The 21,426-nt window shown below is 64.0% G+C and carries 15 protein-coding genes; 9 read left to right on the forward strand and 6 right to left on the reverse strand.

Annotated features, from left to right (window positions below):
• Window positions 1-45 precede the first annotated feature (45 nt).
• A complete protein-coding gene (locus B0G82_RS22760) occupies window positions 46-921 on the reverse strand; it encodes a carbon-nitrogen hydrolase family protein (RefSeq protein ID WP_121309126.1) in 876 nt (291 codons plus the stop codon).
• Between the two features lie 218 nt (window positions 922-1,139).
• On the opposite strand from B0G82_RS22760, the gene B0G82_RS22765 reads away from it, so the two are divergent.
• The 7 genes from B0G82_RS22765 (at window position 1,140) to B0G82_RS22795 (ending at window position 12,507) form a co-directional block, all read left to right on the forward strand.
• Complete coding sequence (locus tag B0G82_RS22765) at window positions 1,140-3,785, forward strand: ligase-associated DNA damage response DEXH box helicase (RefSeq protein WP_121309127.1); 2,646 nt, start codon at window positions 1,140-1,142, stop codon at window positions 3,783-3,785.
• A complete protein-coding gene (gene pdeM / locus B0G82_RS22770) occupies window positions 3,782-4,441 on the forward strand; it encodes a ligase-associated DNA damage response endonuclease PdeM (protein WP_121309128.1) in 660 nt (219 codons plus the stop codon). The genes B0G82_RS22765 and pdeM overlap by 4 nt, the downstream gene beginning before the upstream one ends.
• 255 nt (window positions 4,442-4,696) lie before the next feature.
• Entirely contained in the window at window positions 4,697-6,679 is a 1,983-nt protein-coding gene (locus tag B0G82_RS41105) for a hypothetical protein (RefSeq protein ID WP_158608187.1), read from the forward strand.
• Between the two features lie 786 nt (window positions 6,680-7,465).
• Entirely contained in the window at window positions 7,466-8,227 is a 762-nt protein-coding gene (locus tag B0G82_RS22780) for a 3-oxoacyl-ACP reductase (RefSeq protein ID WP_121309129.1), read from the forward strand.
• A gap of 350 nt (window positions 8,228-8,577) precedes the next feature.
• Window positions 8,578-9,966 (forward strand): FAD-binding oxidoreductase, encoded by a 1,389-nt coding sequence (locus tag B0G82_RS22785; RefSeq protein WP_121309130.1) that lies wholly within the window; start codon window positions 8,578-8,580, stop codon window positions 9,964-9,966.
• Window positions 9,967-10,179: 213 nt separating this feature from the next.
• Window positions 10,180-10,770 carry a YSC84-related protein gene (locus tag B0G82_RS22790; RefSeq protein ID WP_106277098.1) on the forward strand — a complete coding sequence of 197 codons (591 nt, stop codon included), beginning with the start codon at window positions 10,180-10,182 and terminating at the stop codon, window positions 10,768-10,770.
• Window positions 10,771-11,019: 249 nt separating this feature from the next.
• A complete protein-coding gene (locus B0G82_RS22795) occupies window positions 11,020-12,507 on the forward strand; it encodes a SulP family inorganic anion transporter (RefSeq protein ID WP_121309131.1) in 1,488 nt (495 codons plus the stop codon).
• A 233-nt stretch (window positions 12,508-12,740) separates the two neighbouring features.
• On the opposite strand, the gene B0G82_RS22800 is transcribed toward B0G82_RS22795, so the two are convergent.
• The gene (locus B0G82_RS22800) at window positions 12,741-13,280 is read right to left on the reverse strand and encodes a YbaK/EbsC family protein (protein ID WP_106277095.1); all 540 of its coding nucleotides are present in this window, start codon (window positions 13,278-13,280) and stop codon (window positions 12,741-12,743) included.
• Between the two features lie 254 nt (window positions 13,281-13,534).
• Between B0G82_RS22800 and B0G82_RS22805 the strand changes: the two genes are divergently transcribed.
• Complete coding sequence (locus B0G82_RS22805; protein ID WP_121310783.1) at window positions 13,535-14,866, forward strand: YihY/virulence factor BrkB family protein; 1,332 nt, start codon at window positions 13,535-13,537, stop codon at window positions 14,864-14,866.
• Between the two features lie 415 nt (window positions 14,867-15,281).
• The gene (locus B0G82_RS22810) at window positions 15,282-16,469 is read left to right on the forward strand and encodes a porin (protein WP_116123291.1); all 1,188 of its coding nucleotides are present in this window, start codon (window positions 15,282-15,284) and stop codon (window positions 16,467-16,469) included.
• Window positions 16,470-16,695: 226 nt separating this feature from the next.
• On the opposite strand, the gene B0G82_RS22815 is transcribed toward B0G82_RS22810, so the two are convergent.
• The 4 genes from B0G82_RS22815 to B0G82_RS22830 form a co-directional block, all read right to left on the reverse strand.
• Window positions 16,696-17,568 (reverse strand): proteasome-type protease, encoded by an 873-nt coding sequence (locus tag B0G82_RS22815; protein WP_106277090.1) that lies wholly within the window; start codon window positions 17,566-17,568, stop codon window positions 16,696-16,698.
• Window positions 17,569-17,746: 178 nt separating this feature from the next.
• Window positions 17,747-18,547, reverse strand: a complete 801-nt coding sequence (locus B0G82_RS22820) for a transglutaminase family protein (RefSeq protein WP_106277088.1) — start codon at window positions 18,545-18,547, stop codon at window positions 17,747-17,749.
• A gap of 12 nt (window positions 18,548-18,559) precedes the next feature.
• The gene (locus B0G82_RS22825) at window positions 18,560-19,510 is read right to left on the reverse strand and encodes an alpha-E domain-containing protein (protein WP_106277087.1); all 951 of its coding nucleotides are present in this window, start codon (window positions 19,508-19,510) and stop codon (window positions 18,560-18,562) included.
• Between the two features lie 164 nt (window positions 19,511-19,674).
• On the reverse strand, window positions 19,675-21,084 hold the full coding sequence (locus tag B0G82_RS22830; RefSeq protein ID WP_012426335.1) for a circularly permuted type 2 ATP-grasp protein: 1,410 nt from the start codon (window positions 21,082-21,084) through the stop codon (window positions 19,675-19,677).
• Between the last annotated feature and the right edge of the window lie 342 nt (window positions 21,085-21,426).

The raw sequence follows: 21,426 nt of genomic DNA on the forward strand, positions 1-21,426 counted from the left end.
CCGTCGAAGACAGAAGAGCAGCTGCGACCAATGCAACGATAGATTTCAAAGCGAGTCTCCAGATGGGTGGTGCGCCTCATTGTAACGGATCGCATGGGGTGCCTCGCTGCGTGCGCGAAAGTCCGCGAGCACTGTCTCGCGTTCGCGGACGTCGGCCAGCACGGCCGGATCGAGTAGCGCGGTAATCACTTCTTCACGCTCGCGGCTCGCTTCCACGATGACGTCGCCAGATGGGCTCCAGATCGCGCTCGCACCGCACGTGGCCCAGCCGCCGGTGGTGCCGACATGATTCGACAGCAACGCGTAGACGGTATTGTCGAAGGCTCGTGCGGGAAACCAGATGCGCGACTGATGGTAGCCGGTCTGCACGCTGAAAAGTGCGCTCACCAGATACGCGTGCGCGCCATTGACCGCCGCATGCCGCGCATGCTCCGCAAAACCCGAGTCGTAGCACACGCCGAGTGCGAGGCGCCAGCCGTCGAGTTCGAGCATGCGGCCTTGCGTGCCCGGGCGATAGATCTTTGTCTCGCTGCTGTACAGGTATTGCTTGTGATAAGAATCGAGTTGCGCGCCGGCACGGCTGAATACGAGCGAAGAGATATGCAGGCCGCCCTCGCCGCGTGTCGCCGCACCGACAATGACCGCGATTTCACGCTGCCGGCAGATGGCCCGGATCGGTTCGAGCCGCGCGTCGTGTGCATCGAATGCGTATTTCGCGGGATCGCCGGCGATCAGGTCGGGTTCGTAGCCGGTCAGGAATTTCTCGGGAAAAACCACCAGTTTTGCGCCGGCATCGGCAGCCAGAGCGGTCAATTCGACCGTTCTGGCGATGTTGGTCGCGACGTCGCCGCACACCGGTTGCGCTTGCGCAGCCGCGATTCGCAATGAGGTTTGCGGCAGCAATGCCTGTGTGTGATTCAACGTGCGCTCCGTGATGAAAGGACTGTTGCGTTATGACCGCGCGCGTTCGACCTTGGATCGCGGCAGGCAATGCCCCGGCATTTAAACATGAGCGGCGCGCCACATGTAAGTGCGAAGATTCGAGGTGAACCACCTGAGCGGTTTAGCGGTCCACATAGGAAATCCCCTCCTTCGAGTTGTTCGCCGACACGCGAATCCGATGCTAAAGAGCGCTTTCGATGACCGAGCCGGCTGACTCCGACGAAACCACAGTCCCCGCGCCTTCCGCTGCGCCGGAGCGACGCCGTGCACCCCGGCCGCGCCGGATTCCGCGCAGCCGCGAGCAGCAGGCGCGGCTCGACGCACGCGAACCAGCCTTCGAGCCGCTGCCTTTTTCCATCGACGAAGCCGCTGCGCAGCGCCCGTTTTCCGAAAAACTCGCCGAATGGTTCGAGGCGCGCCGTTGGCAACCATTTGAATTTCAACGCGAGGTCTGGCAGGAAATCGGCCGCGGCGCGAGCGGTTTGCTGCATGCCACGACCGGCGCCGGCAAAACATGGGCCGTCTGGTTCGGCGCACTGGCCGCCTTCGCAGCCACGTCAAGCGCGCGAAAACGCGGCACGCCCCGCACGCAACCGGAGCCGCTTACAGTGCTGTGGATCACACCGATGCGCGCGCTCGCCGCGGACACCGCGCGCGCGTTGCAAAGTTCGGCGGCGGAACTGGCCGTGCCGTGGAGCGTCGGCTTGCGCACCGGCGACACGTCGTCGACCGAGCGCGCGCGGCAGAACCGGCGCATGCCATCGGCACTGGTCACGACGCCGGAGAGTCTCTCGCTCATCCTCACTCGCCCCGATGCGCGCGATGTGCTTGCACACGTGCGGCTGGTGATCGTCGACGAATGGCATGATCTGCTCGGCAACAAGCGCGGCACGCAGACGCAACTCGCGCTCGCGCGTCTCGCGCATTGGCGTCCTGAAGTCCAGGTGTGGGGTTTGTCGGCGACGCTCGGCAATCTGTCTTTCGCCGCCGATGTTCTGCTCGCGTCCGTGAAGACGCCACGCGTAAGCGTGCATGGCGCGCTGCCGAAAGCACTGATCGTCGATACGGTGATTCCGGAGACCATTGAGCGGTTTCCGTGGGGCGGTCATGTGGGCATGCGCCAGGTCGGCGCCGTGGCCGAGGCGATCGGCGAAGCTCAGACCTCGCTCGTGTTTACCAATACGCGCTCGCAATGCGAAGTCTGGTATCAGGCACTGCTCGAAGCGCGGCCCGAATGGGCCGGCCTGATCGCGCTGCATCACGGCTCGCTCGATCAGGAAGTGCGCGAATGGGTCGAGCGTGGCCTCAAGAGCGGCTTGTTGAAAGTGGTGGTGTGCACATCGAGCCTCGATCTGGGCGTCGACTTTCTGCCGGTGGAGCGCGTGTTTCAGATCGGCTCGCCCAAGGGCGTCGCGCGTTTGATGCAGCGCGCGGGCCGTTCGGGTCACGCGCCGGGGCGGCCGTCGCGTGTCACGATCGTGCCGACGCATGCGCTCGAACTGGTCGAGGCCGCCGCCGCGCGCGAAGCCGTCGAGAAGCGTCAGATAGAAGGCCGCGAAACGCCTGAGAAACCGTTCGACGTGCTGGTGCAGCATCTCGTCACCGTGGCGATCGGAGGCGGTTTCGGGGCGCGCGACCTGTACGGCGAAATTCGCAGCACCTATGCCTACCGTCAACTGACGCAGGCGGAGTTCGACTGGGCGCTCGGCTTCGTCGAAGGCGGCGGCACGGCGTTGCGCGCGTATCCCGACTATCATCGCGTGGTGCGCGAAAGCGACGGCTTGTACCGCGTGCCGCGCGAGGATCTGGTGCGAAGGCATCGCAACAATATCGGCACCATCGTCGCGAACGGCACGTTGAATGTCGCTTATCTTGCCGGCGGCCGGATCGGCGCGATCGAGGAATCGTTCATTTCACGGCTGAAGCCGGGCGATATTTTTACTTTCGGCGGACGTGCACTCGAATTGATCCGCGTACAGGATATGACCGCGTGGGTGCGGCGCGCGACCTCGTCGCGCGGAGCCATGCCGCAATGGGCGGGCAGCCGTATGCCGCTTTCCTCCGAACTTGCGGACGCCGCGCTGACGATGCTCGCGCGCGCCGCCGCCGGCATCTATGACGAACCCGAAATGCGCGCCGTGCGGCCGCTGCTCGAATTGCAGCAGAAGTGGTCGGCCTTGCCCGAGCCGGGCGTGCTGGTGGTCGAGTTGGTGAAATCGCGCGAAGGGCACCACTTCTTTTGCTATCCATTTGCCGGGCGCACGGCGCATATCGGTTTGGGCGCGCTGCTGGCATGGCGCGTCGCGCGCGAAAAACCCGGTACGTTTTCTATTTCGATGAACGACTATGGTTTCGAGCTGTTGTCCGCGCAACCATTCGATTGGGCTGCGCAACTCGAAAGCGGATTGCTCTCGCCAAACGAACTGGATCACGACATTCTCGCCAGCCTCAATTCGTCGGAACTCTCGATGCGGCGTTTTCGCGAGATTGCGCGCGTGTCGGGGCTGGTGTTTCAGGGGCATCCAGGGCAGCAGAAAAGCGCGCGGCAATTGCAGGCGTCGAGTGGTCTCTTCTACGAGATCTTTCGCAATCACGATCGCGGCAATCTGTTGCTTAATCAGGCCGACGATGAAGTGCTTCTGCAGGAACTCGACGCCCACCGCATTCGCATTGCGCTCGAACGCATGAACGCGAGCCGCGTGGTCGTCACGCGGCCGAAAAAGCCGACACCGTTCGCGTTTCCGCTGATTGTCGGACGCCTGCGGGAAAAGGTCAGCACGGAGAAGCTCGCGGATCGCGTCGAGCGGATGTTGGCCGAACTCGAGAAGGCGGCCCGCACATGAGGCCTGCTTCGTTGCCGGTGGAGATTGCCGGGCATCCTCTCGTGCTGTCGAGCTTGCGCGCGGCGTTCGATCCGGCGCTGCGTTGTCTGTTCGTCGCCGATGCGCATTTCGGCAAGGACGCCGTGTTTCGCGCACGCGGCATTCCGGTGCCGATCGGTTCGACCGCCGACAACCTGATGCGCCTGGATATTCTGATCGCGGAGTTCGAACCGGCCATGCTGGTGTTTCTCGGCGACCTGCTGCATGCGCGCGAGGCGCACGCCGCCGAGACACTCGACGCATTGCACGTCTGGCGCGCGCGGCATGCGCGGTTGCGGGTCGTGCTGGTCGAAGGCAATCACGACCGCCATGCGGGCGCGCTGCCGGCGACGCTCGACGTCGAGTATGTTCAGGAGCCCTGGCGTGTCGGGCCGTGGGCGCTGTGTCATTACCCGCAGAATGCCGAAGGTGCGTATGCGCTCGCGGGGCATGTGCATCCGGTGTATCGGATTGCGACGCGCAACGATTCGGTACGGGTTCCGTGTTTCCGGTTCGGGCCGGCGGGCGGCGTGTTGCCTGCGTTCGGGAGCTTTACTGGAGGGACGCGAGAGGACGGTCGTGTCGCTGAGGAGAAGGTTTTTCTGGTGGTGCAGGAGAGGGTGATTGAAGTGGTGTGACGCGGGATTTCGTACTGGTTTTTTGAGCGATTAGTTTGCGGAGGTTGAAGATGGGAGCGAGCGGACGATGGTCGTTCGCTCGCTCCGTTTGGCATCGATAGGGAGGCCGGTCTCCCGGCCTCCGTGCGATGAAGGAACGTCGCTCCGTTAGTGGTTGCCGCCGCCGTGGCCTCCGCCGCCACCGCCGTAGCCACCGCCATGGCCGCCGAAGCCGCCACCGTGGCCTGAGCCAAAGCCGCCGCCGAAGCCGCCTCCATGGCCTTGGCCTCCGTTGCCCGCGCCTGGGCCATTTCCGCCCTTGCCGCCGTCGCCGCCGTGACCGTGGCCACCTGCGCCGGGGCCACCGTCGCCGCCGTGACCGTGGCCACCTGCGCCGGGGCCGCCGTCGCCGCCGTGACCGTGGCCACCTGCGCCGGGGCCGCCGTTGCCGCCGTTGCCTGGGCCGCCTGCGCCGGGGCCGCCGTTGCCCGGGCCGCCTGCGCCAGGACCACCGTTGCCCGAGCCACCCGCGCCAGGACCACCGCCGCCTTTGCCGCCATTGCCGGAGCCACCGTTGCCGCCGTTGCCCGGGCCGCCTGCGCCAGGACCGCCGTTGCCCGAGCCACCCGCGCCAGGACCACCGCCGCCTTTGCCGCCATTGCCGGAGCCACCGTTGCCACCGTTACCCGGGCCGCCTGCACCAGGACCGCCGTTGCCCGAGCCACCCGCGCCGGGACCGCCGCCGCCTTTGCCGCCATTGCCGGAGCCACCGTTACCGCCGCTGCCCGGGCCGCCTGCGCCAGGACCGCCGTTGCCCGAGCCACCCGCGCCAGGACCACCGCCGCCTTTGCCGCCATTGCCGGAGCCACCGTTGCCACCGTTGCCCGGGCCGCCTGCGCCAGGACCGCCGTTGCCCGAGCCACCCGCGCCAGGACCACCGCCGCCTTTGCCGCCATTGCCGGAGCCACCGTTGCCGCCGTTACCCGGGCCGCCTGCACCAGGACCGCCGTTGCCCGAGCCACCCGCGCCGGGACCGCCGCCGCCTTTGCCGCCATTGCCGGAGCCACCGTTACCGCCGTTGCCCGACCCACCTACGCCGGCACCGCTTCCGCCCTTGCCGCCGTCGCCGTGACCACCATTGCCGGGACCGCCCGCGCCGGGACCGTTTCCGCTATTGCCGCCGTCACCGTGACCGCCTTCTCCATGGCCACCGTTGCCATGACCGCCGTCACCAGGACCGTTCCCGCCCTTGCCGCCATCGCCGTGACCGCCGTCTCCATGGCCGCCATCGCCGTGACCGCCGTCGCCATGGCCACCGTCACCGTTACCGCCTTCACCATGACCGCCGTTGCCATGGCCACCGTCGCCATGACCGCCATCTCCGTGGCCGCCTTCACCATGGCCACCGTCACCATGGCCGCCTTCTCCGTGGCCACCGTCGCCGTGACCGCCTTCACCATGGCCACCGTCGCCGTGACCGCCTTCACCATGGCCACCGTCACCATGGCCACCATTACCATGGCCGCCGTCTCCATGACCGCCGTCGCCGTGACCGCCGTCTCCATGACCGCCGTCACCATGGCCGCCGTCACCGTGACCATGACCGCCATCGCCGTGACCACCATCTCCATGGCCGCCGTCTCCATCACCGTCGCCGCCATGGCCGTGGCCATGACCGCCGTCACCATGATGACCGCCATCGCCGTGGTGGCCATGATGACCGTGGTGCCCATGATGGCCATGACCATGGCCGCCGTCGCCGCCGTCGCCACCGTCACCTCCACTGCCGCCGTCACCGCCATCCCCGCCGGTGCCGCCATCACCTCCGGTGCCGGTTCCGCCGCTACCACTGCCGCTGCCCGTGCTCCCGGAACCCAGTCCCGACGAGCCCGAACCACTCCCGCCGCTATTGCCCGCAGTAGCCGTCCCGGTCGACGAAGTCCCGCCGCCGCTTTGCGTGCCCCCGGCCGCTACCGCCCCCACCCCACCCGCGGCGAAGCCACTTCCACCAGGCATCACGAGGCTTCTGCTTTGCCGGATGCAGCCGGGCGTGCCCGCACAATCATCCGGCAATGCCTGCGCCAACATCATCACGTTCGAACTGACCGACGGCGCGGCCGACGCGGCCGGATCAGTTTGCGCACCCGCCATCGCCGCATACAGACTCACAGCAACTGCGAATACCGCCCGGCGCGTCCCCAGCACCAGTGCGTCCCCGTTTTGCTTTTTCATTTCATTCTCCTAACTATATGCTTTTAGCGACCGGCCCTGGTAACAAGCGAATCTCTGTTCACTGTTAAAAATGAAACCTCAACGCCCGGTCGTCATCGCCTCGCCTCACGCTAAAACCACATGACTTTCGGCATCTCTCGCACGGAAAACCCCGGTCCGATTCAACGTGATTCGAGAGAGGACAACTGGCTGTGCGCGAACCCCGGTTTTGAAAACGCACAGCTGGGCCTGATGGACGTTGAAGTTATGCGCAGTGCCATTCAGCGACCGTGCGTTACCCCACGCAGTGCGATATCGCCACGGTTTTTACGGTGAATTGCGCAGCTGAACTGTCAGAGATCGTCAATTACCAGCTTTATAAATAGGAGAAAGTTTTCGTCCATAGATACGCAGTACCAACTATTATTTTTTTTACATTTTCTTTAATCCGCGTGATCAGACTAACCATGCGACCATGGTTCAAATGCTTCACATACGTGGGCATCCGAACACAAAACAGAAGTTGCCCATGCAGGAGTGAGTGCAATCACACAGACGGCGCAACTCGGACTATTTGCCCAGCGCCATGATCACCCCCGCGCTTCGGCAACGCATAAGACCGTCGAGTGAATAAAAAGCAGTCCGCCATCGGACCAGTCGCCCTACTCGCCGCAAAAAACTTTCGGTCCGCCGCGCATTCCGACTGCCGCGCAAACTCAGGGCCACTCCCTTTATGAATTCGTTAGCGATATATGCGCCATCGCACGGACCGGATGCGAATTCCGATTCGGGCGACAATACGAGCATCGCAACTCGATCGATAACAGGACAAAGATGCTTCTATCCGAACAATGGGTGCTGGTCACGGGGGGCGCTCGCGGACTTGGCGCGGCGATCACGCGCGCACTGCTACGCGAAGGTGCGAGTGTGGTCGTCAACTATCGCAACAGCGAAACATCCGCGCTCGCACTGAAAGAGGAATTCGGCAATCGGGTGCTGCCACTTCGAGCGGACGTCACGGACGCGGCCGCCGTCGCGCGCCTGTTTGACAAAGCGCAGTTGCAAACCGGCCAACCCATCGTGTCGGTGGTCAACAACGCGCTGGCCGACTTCCGGTTCGATGGCGATGCTCGCCCGAAAATCGATTCCATCGCCTGGGCGCATTTCCAGCAGCAACTCGACGGCTCGCTCAAAGGCGCGCTCAACACGATTCAGGCGGCCGTTACCGGCATGCGTTCGCGTGGGTTCGGCCGCATCGTCAACGTGGGCACCAATCTGTTTCAGAACCCCGTCGTTCCCTATCACGACTACACGGCGGCCAAGGCGGCGCTGCTGTCGCTCACGCGCACCGCTGCCCACGACCTCGGTCCGGACGGCATCACGGTGAACATGGTGTCGGGCGGACTGCTGCGCACCACCGACGCGAGCGCGGCCACGCCGGATTTCGTCTTCGATCTGATCGCGAGCTCCACGCCAGTGCGCCGCGTCACGACACCGGAAGAATTCGCGGATGCGGTTTTGTTCTTCCTGTCGCCGTGGTCACGCGCGGTGACCGGCCAGAATCTGATCGTCGACGGCGGCCTCGTGAAGAGCTAAGCGGTCTGCTCGACACTCGCGCGCTCCCACGCGCCGGCGAGCCGGACCGGGAAGTGTCGCTGCACACCCACCACGCAGCGGCGCACCCAACACATTCCCGCAGTATCTTTGTCCGAAGCATTTCCACCATCCGTGGCACCGGGCAGGTCTTCGCCACCGTCAAGGCTCCCGCAAGCTTGCCGCGCCAGCCCGCGCGCTCAACCGGTAAAAAACGCGGGTTTACCTTCGTTTGACTTCAGAAGGCAGGCTCGTTTACTGAACGCAAACAAGCCTTCAGGACACTTCCAATTTGCTTTGGTCAGCTGAATAGTGTTCTGCGAATCTCTCCCACTATCTCAGGAGATTGAGCCATGGTTAACGTGTCCAGCAGCGCCGTCGACGAACTGAAAACCGCCATGCGCGGTCAGGTTCTGTTACCCGGCGACGCGACCTTCGACGAAGCACGCAGCATCTGGAACGCGATGATCGACCGGCATCCGGCGATCATCCTGCGTTGCGCGGGCGTTGCCGACGTGCGCCAGGGCGTGGCCTTCGCGCGCGAGAACGGCCTGCCGCTCGCGATTCGCGGCGGCGGCCACAACATCGGCGGCAGCGCGTTGTGCAACGACGGAGTCGTGCTCGACCTGTCGCAGATGAAATCGGTGCAGATCGATCCCGCGGCGCGTCGCGCGTATGTCGAACCGGGCGCGACGCTGCACGATTTCGACCATGAGGCGCAGGCTTTCGGGCTCGCCACGCCGCTCGGCATCAACTCGACCACCGGCGTCGCGGGCCTGACGCTCGGCGGCGGCTTCGGCTGGCTGAGCCGCAGATATGGCATGACCGTGGATAATCTGGTGTCGGCCGACGTCGTCACCGCCGAAGGCGAACTGGTCCACGCAAGCGCCGATTCGCACGAAGACCTGTTCTGGGCGATTCGCGGCGGCGGCGGTAATTTCGGCGTCGTCACGCGCTTCGAGTTCGTCCTGCATCCAGTCGGGCCGCTGGTCTACGCCGGCCTCGTGGTCCTGCCGATCGAGCAGGCAAGGGACGCCCTGCTCAAATACCGCGCGGCGCAATCCGCGATGCCGAAGGAACTGAGCGTGTGGGCCGTGCTGCGGCTCGCGCCGCCGTTGCCGTTTCTGCCGCCCGAAGTCCACGGCAAGCCGGTGATCGTCTTCGCAATGTGCTATACCGGCGCCGTCGAAAGCGGTCCGTCCACGGTGGAATTCGTCCGCGCTTTCGGAACGCCGCTCGGCGAACATCTCGGCCCGATGCCGTATGCCATGTGGCAACAGGCGTTCGACCCGTTGCTCACGCCGGGCGCGCGCAACTACTGGAAATCGCACAATCTGGTCGACATTCCGGACGGCCTCATCGACGCGCTGCTCAACGCGATTAATAACCTGCCGACGCCGCAATGCGAGATTTTCTTCGGGCAGATCGGCGAGCAGACCCAGAGCGTGCCAGTCGAAGCCACCGCCTATTCGAGCCGCGACACGGTGTACGCGATGAACGTACACGGCCGCTGGGACGATGCGAGCGATGACGAGCGCTGCGTGGGCTGGGCCCGCGCATTTTTCGACGCCGCCGCGCCGTTCGCGCTGGGCAGCGTCTACGTCAACTTCATGACGGAAGAGGAAGGCGGACGCGTCGCCGATGCGTACGGGCCGAACTACGAACGCCTCGTCGCTGTAAAAAACCGCTACGATCCACGCAACCTGTTCCGTCACAACCAGAACATCCGGCCGTCGGTGTAGTAATGAGCAGGCGGGGCAACGGCCGCCGGCAATTCGCGCGTGGCCCCGCCCACGCGCGCCGCACCAGCACTGAACACGCGCACCGCGGGGTCGGGCACGCTATGTGCTGGTTAGCAATCGGCGTACGGGCTTGTCGGCGTCACGCCCTTACCGCTTGAACGAAAATGAGCAACGCCACTTTCATAACACCAATAACGCAAAAGGAAAACAATCATGCGTAGACGACAATTCATCATGACGACCAGCGCCGCGCTCGCCACCGCCGGACTCGGCCTTGCCGGCTGCACGACCACGTCGCCGTCCTCGAGCGCATCGCCTTCGGCCAACGCGGGCAAACGGGACAGCATCAATGCCGGGGTTGATTCCACGCTGTCGCGTCTCTACGAGAACGTCACAGGCTCACGTGAACTGGTGGCCAAGGCGCGCGGCGTTCTGGTGTTCCCGAACGTCATTTCGGCGGGCTTCTGGGTCGGCGGCCAATACGGCGAAGGCGCATTGCGCGTGGGTGGCCGCACGGCGGGTTACTACAGCACCGTCGCGGGCTCGTTCGGTTTGCAGATCGGAGCACAGTCCAAGGCCCTGATCTTCCTGTTCATGACGCAAGAAGCACTCGACAAATTCACGAGCAGCCAGGGCTGGGCAGCCGGTGCGGACGCCACCGTAGCTTTACTGAAGATCGGCGCGAACGGCGCGGTGGATACTTCTACTGCCACCAGCCCGGTCGAAGCCTTTGTGCTGACGAACGGCGGACTGATGGCCGGCGTATCGCTCGAAGGCACCAAGGTTTCGCGTCTGATGATCTGAACGTGAGCGTCCACGCGCACTGCCAGACAGCCGCCTCGCCGGCTGTGTGGCATTTCTAACTGGCGCGCAGCGGAAGCTGCCGCCACTTAATTCCCCTCCCGGTCATCCAGACCGCACTGCTGTAAAATCCACGCTTTTTGCAATCTTGCCCGGCCACCGCTGCGCCCCAGGCCGGGACACTCATCTGTCTGCGGACGCGCGTCTCGCTTGCATGCACGCCGTCAACCCGGACCTCCCACCTCGCTGAAGATGAACACCGCTCGTCCCACTCATGGCTGGCTCGCCACGCTGCCCGGCATCAAAAGCAATATCCTCGCAGGACTGACCTCGTCGTTCGCGCTGGTGCCGGAATGCATCGCCTTCGCGCTGGTCGCCCATCTCAACCCGTTGATGGGCCTGTACGGCGCCTTCTTCATCTGCGCCATCACGGCGTTATTCGGCGGACGACCTGGCATGATTTCCGGAGCCGCCGGTTCGATGGCGGTGGTCATCGTGGCGCTCGTCGTGCAACACGGCGCGCAATATCTTCTTGCCACCGTGATCCTGAGCGGCATCTTGATGGTGCTGTTCGGCGCGCTGCGGCTCGGCAAACTGATCCGCATGGTCCCGCATCCGGTGATGCTCGGCTTCGTCAACGGACTGGCGATCATCATCGCGATGGCGCAGCTCGCGCACTTCAGGCAGAGCACGCCGCAAGGCGAGCAATGGCTGCACGGCAGCGCGCTGCTCGTGATGTGCGGACTCGTCGCGCTGACCATGGCGATCGTCTATCTGCTGCCGCGGCTCACGCGCGCGGCGCCGCCCGCGCTGGTGGCGATCGTCGGCGTGGGTCTCTTCACGCAGTGGCTGCCTGTGCCGACCCGCACGCTCGGCGACATGGCGCACATTGCGGGCGGCCTGCCGAGTCTGCATATGCCGGACGTCCCGCTGAATCTGGACACGCTTCATATTGTGCTGCCCTACGCGGTGCTGATGGCGATCGTCGGTCTGCTGGAAACGCTGCTGACCTTCAACCTGACCGACGAGATCACCGAAACGCGCGGCCAGCCGAATCGTGAATGCCTCGCGCTCGGCGCCGCGAATATCGCCTCGGGTCTGTTCGGCGGCATGGGCGGTTGCGCCATGATCGGCCAGACCATGATCAATCTGAATTCGGGCGGCCGGTCGCGACTGTCCGGCGTCGTCAGCGGCGTGATGATCCTCATGTACATCCTGTTCCTGTCGCCGCTGATCGAACGCATTCCGCTGGCGGCGCTGGTCGGTGTGATGTTCGTGGTGGCGCAACAGACTTTCGCGTGGGGTTCGCTGCGCGTGCTCGGCAAGGTGCCGCGTAACGACGCGCTGGTGATCGTGGCGGTCAGCGTCATCACCGTATTTTCCGATCTGGCGATCGCGGTGTTGTGCGGCATCGTGATCGCCGCGCTCAATTTTGCGTGGCAGCACGCTCGTGAAATCCACGCGCATGTCGAAGACCGCGCCGGTGACAAGATTTACGCGCCACGCGGCACGCTGTTTTTCGCATCGACCACCCGCTTTCACGAGCTTTTCGACCCGGCGGAAGATCCCGAGCGCGTTACCGTCGACTGCCGCGATCTGCTGCTGGCAGATCATTCGGCCCTGGCGGCATTGCAAGCGCTGGTCGAACGTTATCGAAAAGCCGGCAAGGAATTGAGCATGAAGAACTTGTCCGAACGCAACCAGCGCCTGCTGAGCCGCGCCGGTATCGCGCTAGCCTGACGTACGCTCAGGCGCAGGCCAGCGTCGTTCCGGCAGCGTGCACACCTCTGCGGACGCCGCGGTGATTCATGCCACTCTTCGGATTAACGGCGGAACGGGACGGAAAACTTCAGGCTTTGCCGACCGGCTTCGGGCGCAGGGCCAAGACGAGGGTCTGGCAGGCGCGGCTCACGACGCAATGGACGCGGCGGCGCCTTCATACCTGATTATGTGCACGCGAGGTGGGCGACGATTTATTCCACCGGCAGCGTCAGCGAGGCAACTTCGCAGCGCGGCCACTGACGCAGGACGTCAGGCGCCAGCAACAACTTGGCGGCTCGCACGCCCGCGCCCATGACGATCTGGGTCCGCTCCATGACGGCGGCATCGACGAGAATGCGCCAGTCGTCCGGCAGACCGAAGGCCGTGATACCGCCGAACTCCATGCCGCTATGCTCGACCGCCGCTTCCCGTTTGGCGAACGAAAGCCGCTGCGCGCCCAGCGCCGCCTTCACCGCACCGTTGATGTCGAGCCGCAGCGAACCCAGCGAGACCACCGCCGCGTAATGCTCGCCGCCCTCTTTCTTGTAACGGATCACGATCGTGTTCGCGCAGTCTTCCAGACCGAAGCCGTAGCGCGCGCTGAATGCGGCGGTGTCCGACGCGTCGTCGGTGACGGAGAAAACCGTGACGCCTTGCGCCGGCAACTGCTCGACCACATGCGCAGGCAAATGCGCGTCCAATTGTTCCGCTGCAATGACGTCCAGCCGCTGTACGAGTTCGTGCGAGTGCATAGTGAGCAAAGTGTGTGAGGATCCCTGCGCATTCTAACGGCACACCTGGCTCAAGGTGCGCCGACGGTGCCGGCACGTGACCTGCACGCACGCGGCGCGCGCCGGTCACGCTTGTTATAGTGACAGGCACAAGGTTTGCGAAAGGCTTGAACGCGAAGACTGCGGCGAAGCAGCCCGATCTGTCCGCACACCCGGTCCGCACCCGCCACCTCGAATTGCCCGCGCGGCGCCAGCACCCATTGGGAAACACGACCATGGACATCGACACGCTTTCCGCCGAGAACCTCCAGCAAGTGGCCCGCAAACAGGCCAACTGGGCCATCGGCGCCTTCAAACAGTTTGCCGAAGACCGCTGCGCGGCCATGGCCGCCAGCATCGCCTTCTATGCGGCGTTCTCGCTTGCGCCCACGCTGGTGATGGTGATCGCCGTGGCCGGCTGGTTCTTCGGCGCCGAAGCCGCGCGTGGCGAGTTGTTCACCCATATCCACGGACTGCTCGGCGACCAGGCCGCCGCGGGCGTCCAGACGATCGTCGAGAACGCGCATCACAGCGGCAGCGCGGGTGGCATCGCGGCCGTGATCTCGCTCGTGACGCTGGTGATCGGCGCCTCCGCGACCTTTTCTTCGCTCAATAGCGCACTCAATATAGTCTGGCCGAATACCGGGCCGCGTTCGTCGAGCGTGATGGCACTCGTGCGCGTGCGGCTGATTTCGTTCGGGCTGGTGCTCGGCGTCGCGTTTTTGCTGATCGTGTCGCTGGTGCTCGATACCGTCATCACCTTCGTCGGCAAGTGGCTGTGGGGCGACTCGCCGTACGTCGTGATCGGCAATCTTCTGCAACTCGGCGTCGGCTTGCTCGTGCTGGCGTTCGCTTTCGCGGGCCTGCTCAAGTTTTTGCCGGATGCGCGCGTGCGCTGGCGCGATGCGTTCGTCGGCGGGATAGTCGCGGCCGTGCTGTTTTCGGCGGGCAAAAAGTTGTTCGCGCTGTATCTCGCGCACGCCGGCATGGCCACCTCGTTCGGCGCGGCCGGTTCGCTCGCCGTGCTGCTGATGTGGTTGTACTTCTCCGCCGCCGTGCTGCTGCTCGGTGCGGAATTCTCGGCGGCGCGCGGGCGCATGCATGATCCTCGCGGAGGCTGGGGTATGCAGAACGAGACGCCGCCGGGCAGCCGTGCCAAGCTCGCCTCGGTGCTGGCGGCATCGACTGTCGCCGCGGACGCGGTGCCGCACGCCGACGCGCACGCGGACGAACGCGCCGCGCCGGGCGACGCCGCTCTCACTCCCGCCATGCGCGCCGCGAGGGCCGGCGCGCTGAACAGCGCGGCGCCAGCGGCGACTTTCCGGATGCAAGCGAGAAACCGGCCGTCGGCGCGGGCAACGGCGCTCAAGGTCGGCCGCACGGTCGTGCTCGCCGAAGCGCAAGCGACGCGCATCGCCGCGGTCACACTGATCGAAGCGAGCCGCAAAGCCGTTGCGGCCGACCGCTACGTGAGGCGGCATCCGTGGACTTCGGTGCTCGTGGCGGCCACCGCCGGGCTGGCTGCAGCAATGGTCGCGCGCCGCAATACCGATCACAGCGAACGCTAAGCCCTCCAGTCCCGGCCCAGCTTCCCGGCCGCACCTGCAAGCGGCTGCACGGGTGCGCCTGCTCACAACGACGAAAACCTGTCTAGCCGCTCCGTCAAGCCAGATCCGCTTCAATTCTTATGGAAACGCTACAGAACGAGCCGGAAAATTAGACGACATAATTACATTTAGCCTACAAATCAATGTCGAAAGTACGCGTATTGGAGTCGTCACTGTCATCAAAACAACAATAATGCTGAGTCAACGAATAAATGTTGCTGAAACAGAAATAATCGTTAACGCGCTTTAAATACAAGGCTTTGCGTGATTTGTCAGTTTTTGGAGACACTCTTTTTTTTCCAGTTCTTGCCGATTGACCCCGTGAGCTATTCTCCTTTCCGCAACAAAGAAACTAATCATCTGCGTGGAGAAATGGATGAAACGAATCGCACTGTCTACCCTCTCGCTGGCGCTCCTCGGCGTCACTGGCGTGGCACATGCTCAAAGCAGCGTGACCCTGTACGGTTTGATCGACGAATCGATCCAGTACGCTCACAACACGGTTGACGCGAACGGCAAGAACTCGAATCAGGTCGGCCTGGTCGGCGGCAACCTGCAAGGTCCGCGTTTCGGCTTGAAGGGCACGGAAGACCTCGGCGGTGGCCTGAAGGCAATCTTCCAGTTGGAAAACGGCTTTGACGTGAACAACGGCAAGCTGAGTCAAGGCGGCCGTATGTTCGGTCGTCAAGCGTATGTCGGCCTGACGGGTGATCAGTGGGGTACGTTCACGCTGGGTCGTCAATACGACCCGCTGGTCGACCTGGTTCAGCCGCTGACGGCTGACAACTACTTCGGTTCGACCTTCACCACGCCGGGCGACGTCGACAACAACGACAACTCCTCGCGCACGAACAGCGCCATCAAGTACACCTCGCCGGTGTGGGGCGGCTTCCAGTTCGAAGGCATGTACGCTCTGGGCGGCGTGGCTGGCGCAACGGGTTCGGGTCAATCGTGGTCGGGCGCTGCAACGTATGCAACGGGCCCGTTCAGCGTGGCTGCCGGTTACTTCCGCATGGACAACGGCAACACGCTGGCTAGCCGCACCGCCGGCACGCCGCCGACAGCTGGCTGGAACGGCAGCACGTCGGACGGCACGTTCGACAACCAGGTCAACGGCGCATACGCCGCAGCCAAGTCGATCGGCATCGCTTCGGTCGCTGTGCAATATGTCGCAGGCCCGTTCACGGCCAACCTGCGTTACAGCAATGCACAGTACAAGCCGGACGCGAACTCGGGCTTCGGTTCGACCCAGAAGTACAACGTCGGTGGCGCATACCTGGGTTACCAGGCAACGCCGGCAATGCTGGTTGGCGTGGGCTACATCTACACCAAGGCTAGCGGCGATTCGAGCGCAACGTATCACCAGGTTTCCCTGGGCGGCGACTACAACCTGTCGAAGCGCACGGACGTCTACCTGGTCGGCGCATATCAGCACGCAAGCGGTCAGCAACGCACGTCGGCCGGTACGCTGGTTGATGCAGGCGCGGCAATCGGTTCGTACGGCTACAACTCGGCTTCCAGCTCGCAAGAACTGGTCAGCCTGGGCATCCGCCACAAGTTCTAATCGAACTTGACGGACTGCTGAAGCAACACGCAGTTGAAGACCAGCCACGGGCGAAAGCCTGTGGCTGGTTTTTTTTCGTCCTGAGTTCCTTGATGCTTCTCGATGACCCAATGAAAAAGGCCGCCAGCAAGCCCGCTTCAGGCTCCTGACGACCTCTGCTGTACTGCTTCCCGCCGAGCCCGCGCTTCACGCCGGCCCGACGCATGCGACCGCGCCTGTCTTCGGCCTACTTTCGCTGCGCCTTGCCCCTCTCCGCCTGCGCCAACGTCTGCGCGGGCTTCGCGTCGAGTTCATGTTCGATGCCGTCAGCGCCCACCGGCGCGCGATGCAGCACCAGCGCCCGCTCCCGCTGCAATAGCGGCACATTCGGCGATTCCTGCCAGTCCGGATCGGGGATCTCGCCGAACACCTGGCGCAGCCGCTCACCCCACGTCCGGTGAATCATTTCGAAGTACGCGTTGTCGTGATCGATCGAAACGAAGCGCGTAACGCGCAGCGTGTCCTTCTGGTAGACCAGCAGATCGAGCGGCAGCCCGACCGACAGATTCGAGCGCAGCGTCGAGTCCATGGAGATCAGCGCGCATTTGGCGGCTTCGTCGAGCGGCGTGGACGGCGTCAACACGCGGTCGATGATCGGCTTGCCGTACTTGGCCTCGCCGATCTGGAAATACGGATTGACCGCCGACGCCTCGATGAAATTGCCCGCCGCGTAGATCATGAACAGGCGCGGCCGGTTACCCGCGATCTGCCCACCGAGAATGAAGCTGCAATTGAAGTCGACGCCGAATTCCTGCAACGCCTCGGCCTCGCGCTGATGCACGCAACGCACCGCACGGCCGATCACGCGGGCGGCGTCGGCCATGGTCGGCGCGCTCCAGAGCGTGGGCTGGGAAGGATCGGTGGGCTCGGACAACTCGTGCAGCACCGCTTGAGTCAGCGACAGATTGCCGGCGCCCAGCAGCGTGAGCATGCGTTCGCCCGGCAACTCGAACACCGACATCTTGCGCGCGGTGCTGATGTGATCGACGCCCGCATTGGTGCGCGTGTCCGAGAGGAACACGAGACCGTCGTCGACGGACATCGCGACACAGTAAGTCATAAGAAAAGGTACCCGCAAAAAAACAACTGAACGGCGCTATTGTAATGCGGCGCGCATGCGCCTCTATCCCGTTATATCCCGTTTATCGGCCGTCGCGGGCCTATTCTGAATGGCGATATGAGGGCTGGCGCTCACTGGCGCCTCCGGAGCCCTTTTGCGAGCCGGCCTCGTTGCGCGTCTACTGCGACTGTTGCCCGCTGACCGTAACGGACACTTTAAGCTGTTCTTCCAGCCCGCCGATACGCCGGCCACGCACCGGCGCGGCCGCTTCATAGTCGCGCGCAACGGCGAGGCGACAGTAGAGTTCGCTGGCAAACGCGGCATGGGTGACGTCGATGGAAATCCAGCCTTTGCCTTCGACCCACACGTCGACCCACGCATGGCTCGCGCCGTGCGTCACCTCGCCGGGTTCGATATAGCCGCTCACGTAGCGCGCCGGAATGCCGCGCGCGCGGCAGCACGCGAGCATCAGATGCGCGTGGTCCTGACATACGCCGTTGCCGAGTTCGAGCGCCTGGGCGGCCGTGCTGGTGACCTCGGTAATGCCCGGGTTGTACTTCACGCGCTGCACGATCTGCTCGGAGAGCGCGATCAGATTCGCCGAACTGGTCAAGCTCGGCACCGATTCGGCCAGCTCACGGACCGCGGCATCGGCCTCGGTCAAGCGCGTCGAGCAGGTGAAATGCTCGAGCGGAATCGGGCCGACGGCGTCGGGCAAATGGCCGTCGATCAGCGCAATCGTGTCCACTTCGCCGGCCACGTGCAGACGAATCTCGCTATGCGGCTTGTTGATGACCAGCGTGTGCAGCACGTTGCCGTAAGCGTCGAAGGTCGCGTCGAGCTTGCCCGGTGCGTCGATGCTCCAGCGCCGTACGACCTGCGAGGCGCCGCTCGCCGGCGTCAGACGCAGTTGCTGGATCGAATAATGGACAGTCGCTTCGTAGCGATAGGACGTGTCGTGGCGGATCGTCAGGTACATAAAGAAACTCCGTCAGGCGACTGGCAACATCAGATAGGTACGCGCAACCAGATTGCCCAGCTCGAACACGCGAGCGAGGAACTGTGTCAGATAGGCGTGCAGGCCGGCTTCGAAAATCTGCCGGATGTCGGAGTACACGAGTTCGGCGCGCAGCTTGCCGGCGAACCGTTCGCACTGGTTCGAGCCGGAGGTGCGCAGCATCGCCAGATTCACGCAGACGCCTTCGAGCGACGCCAGCAGCGAACGCGGCATCTGCTGATTCAGGATCATCAGTTCGACCACGCGCGCCGGCGTGACGACGTCGCGATACACCTTGCGATAGATCTCCAGCGCCGACACCGAACTCAGGATCGAGGTCCAGTAATAGAAATCTTCGAGCTGGCGCGCGGCATCGCGTGAATTCGGTTCCACGTCGGCAAAGCGCACGTCGAGAATCCGCGCGGTGTTGTCGGCGCGTTCGAGGAAGGTGCCGAGCTGCGTGAAGAAGAACGCGTCGTCCTGCAGCGCGGTGCCGATCGTCACACCGCGCGACAGGTGCGAGCGGAACTTGACCCATTCGAACAGCGCGCCCGGATTGCTCGCGGCCTGCCCCGCCGAGGCGCGCTCGTTGAATTCGAGCCACGTGTCGTTGATGGTTTCCCACCACTCGGTCGTCAGCGTGCCGCGCACGGCGCGGGCGTTTTCGCGCGCGGCCTGCAGACACGAATGAATACTCGACGGATTGGTCGCATCGGCCACCATGAAATCGAGCACGTGTTCGCGGGTCGGTTCGTCGTAACGCTGCGCGAAGGCGGTTTCGAGTTCGGAGATGCGCAGCACCGAGCGTTGCGCGCGCGCCTCCTGGTCGGGCGTCTGCGGCAACAGCAGCGCCTTCAGGTTGATATCGAGCATGCGGGCGGTGTTCTCCGCGCGCTCCATGTAGCGGGCCATCCAGAAAAGGTGATCGGCGGTTCGGCTTAGCATGACGGCGTTCCGTATCTGATGACGCGAGGCCTCGTCGAGGTAAAAGGCTCGCGCTGGTTATCCGTGTGCACCGGCGGCGCGCGTGTTGCGTATCACGTGCTGCCCGGCGCGTTGGGTTGTAGGCGCGGTTGCGTGAAGCTTGTGCGACCGCATCGGCAACCGCGTCAGTCGACCATCCACGTATCTTTGGTCCCGCCTCCCTGCGACGAATTGACGACGAGCGAGCCCTCCTGCAGTGCCACGCGCGTCAGTCCGCCGGCGACCATCGTGACGGTCTTGCCGGACAGCACGAACGGCCGCAGGTCGATATGGCGCGGCGCGATGCCGGCTTCGACGAAGGTCGGACAGGCGGAGAGCGCGAGCGTGGGCTGCGCGATGTAGCCCGCGGGACGCGCGATCAACCGCTCACGGAAGGATTCGATTTCGGCTTTCGTCGAAGCCGGTCCGACGAGCATGCCGTAGCCGCCTGCGCCGTGCACTTCCTTGACCACCAGTTCCGGCAGATGCGCGAGCGTGTACGCCAGGTCATCCGGCTTGCGGCACTGGAACGTGGGCACGTTGTTGAGAATCGGCTTCTCGCCGAGGTAAAACTCGATCATTTCCGGCACGTACGGGTAGATCGATTTGTCGTCGGCGATGCCGGTGCCCATCGCGTTCGCGAGAGCGACGCGGCCCGCGCGATACGCGGTCAGCAAACCGGGCACGCCGAGCGCCGAGTCGTTGCGGAAGGCGAGCGGATCGAGAAAATCGTCGTCGACGCGGCGGTAGATCACGTCGACGCGCTTCGGCCCTTGCGTCGTGCGCATGAACACATAGTTGTCGTCGACGAACAGGTCCTTGCCTTCCACCAGTTCGACGCCCATCTGCTGCGCGAGGAAGGTGTGCTCGAAATACGCGGAGTTGTACATGCCCGGCGTGAGCACCACCACGACCGGATCGTCGACGCCTTCTGGCGCGACCGAGCGCAGGGTATCGAGTAGCAGATCAGGATAATGCGCGACCGGCGCAATGCGGTTCTGCACGAACAGCTCGGGGAAAAGCCGCATCATCATCTTGCGGTTTTCGAGCATATAGGAGACGCCCGACGGCACCCGCAGGTTGTCTTCGAGCACGTAGAACTCGCCCTCGTCGCCCGCTCGCACCACGTCGACGCCGGCGATATGCGCGTAAACACCGAGCGGCACATTCACGCCCTGCATTTCAGGCCGGTATTGCGCGTTGGTATAGACCTGCTCGGCCGGCACGATGCCGGCGCGCACGATATTGCGGTCGTGATAGACGTCGTGGATGAACAGATTGAGCGCCTGCACGCGCTGACGCAAACCGGCCTCCAGCGTCTGCCATTCACCGCGCGGAATGATGCGCGGAATCAGGTCGAATGGGATCAGCCGCTCAGTGCCGGACAGGTCGCCATTCACCGCGAAGGTGATGCCGACCCGGCGAAACAGCAGGTCGGCTTCCGCACGCTTGCGTGCGATCGCCTCGTTACCCTGCTTCACCAGCCACCTCTCAAAGCGCGCATAGTGTGGCCGCACGGCATCGTCATGATGACGCATTTCGTCATAGCATCGCATGTCACGCCCCGCTCTTGTTGTCGGATAGAAGGCGAATGCGCTGCGCATTCGGTGTTCGACAATCGATCAAGCAAGCGCTATGCCATTGAGCTTTCTGCGTACTAAACCGCCTGCATGCACGCGAATAGCGCATCCCGGCCGGCATGGCTTCGCTGTCATCGTACTGCGGCGGCCCATGATGCGCTAGTACAGTGCATGTGCGGCGCGGCGGTGCACGGACAGAGCAGGTCATGTGAGGCATCCGGCGAACTCGCAATACGCCGCGCACGCATAAAAAATCCCCGTGGATTCTCACCCACGGGGATTCGGACAACGTGTACCGCGGATCGAACCGAGGGCATG

The organism is Paraburkholderia sp. BL17N1, from assembly GCF_003634175.1.
GTDB lineage: Bacteria > Pseudomonadota > Gammaproteobacteria > Burkholderiales > Burkholderiaceae > Paraburkholderia.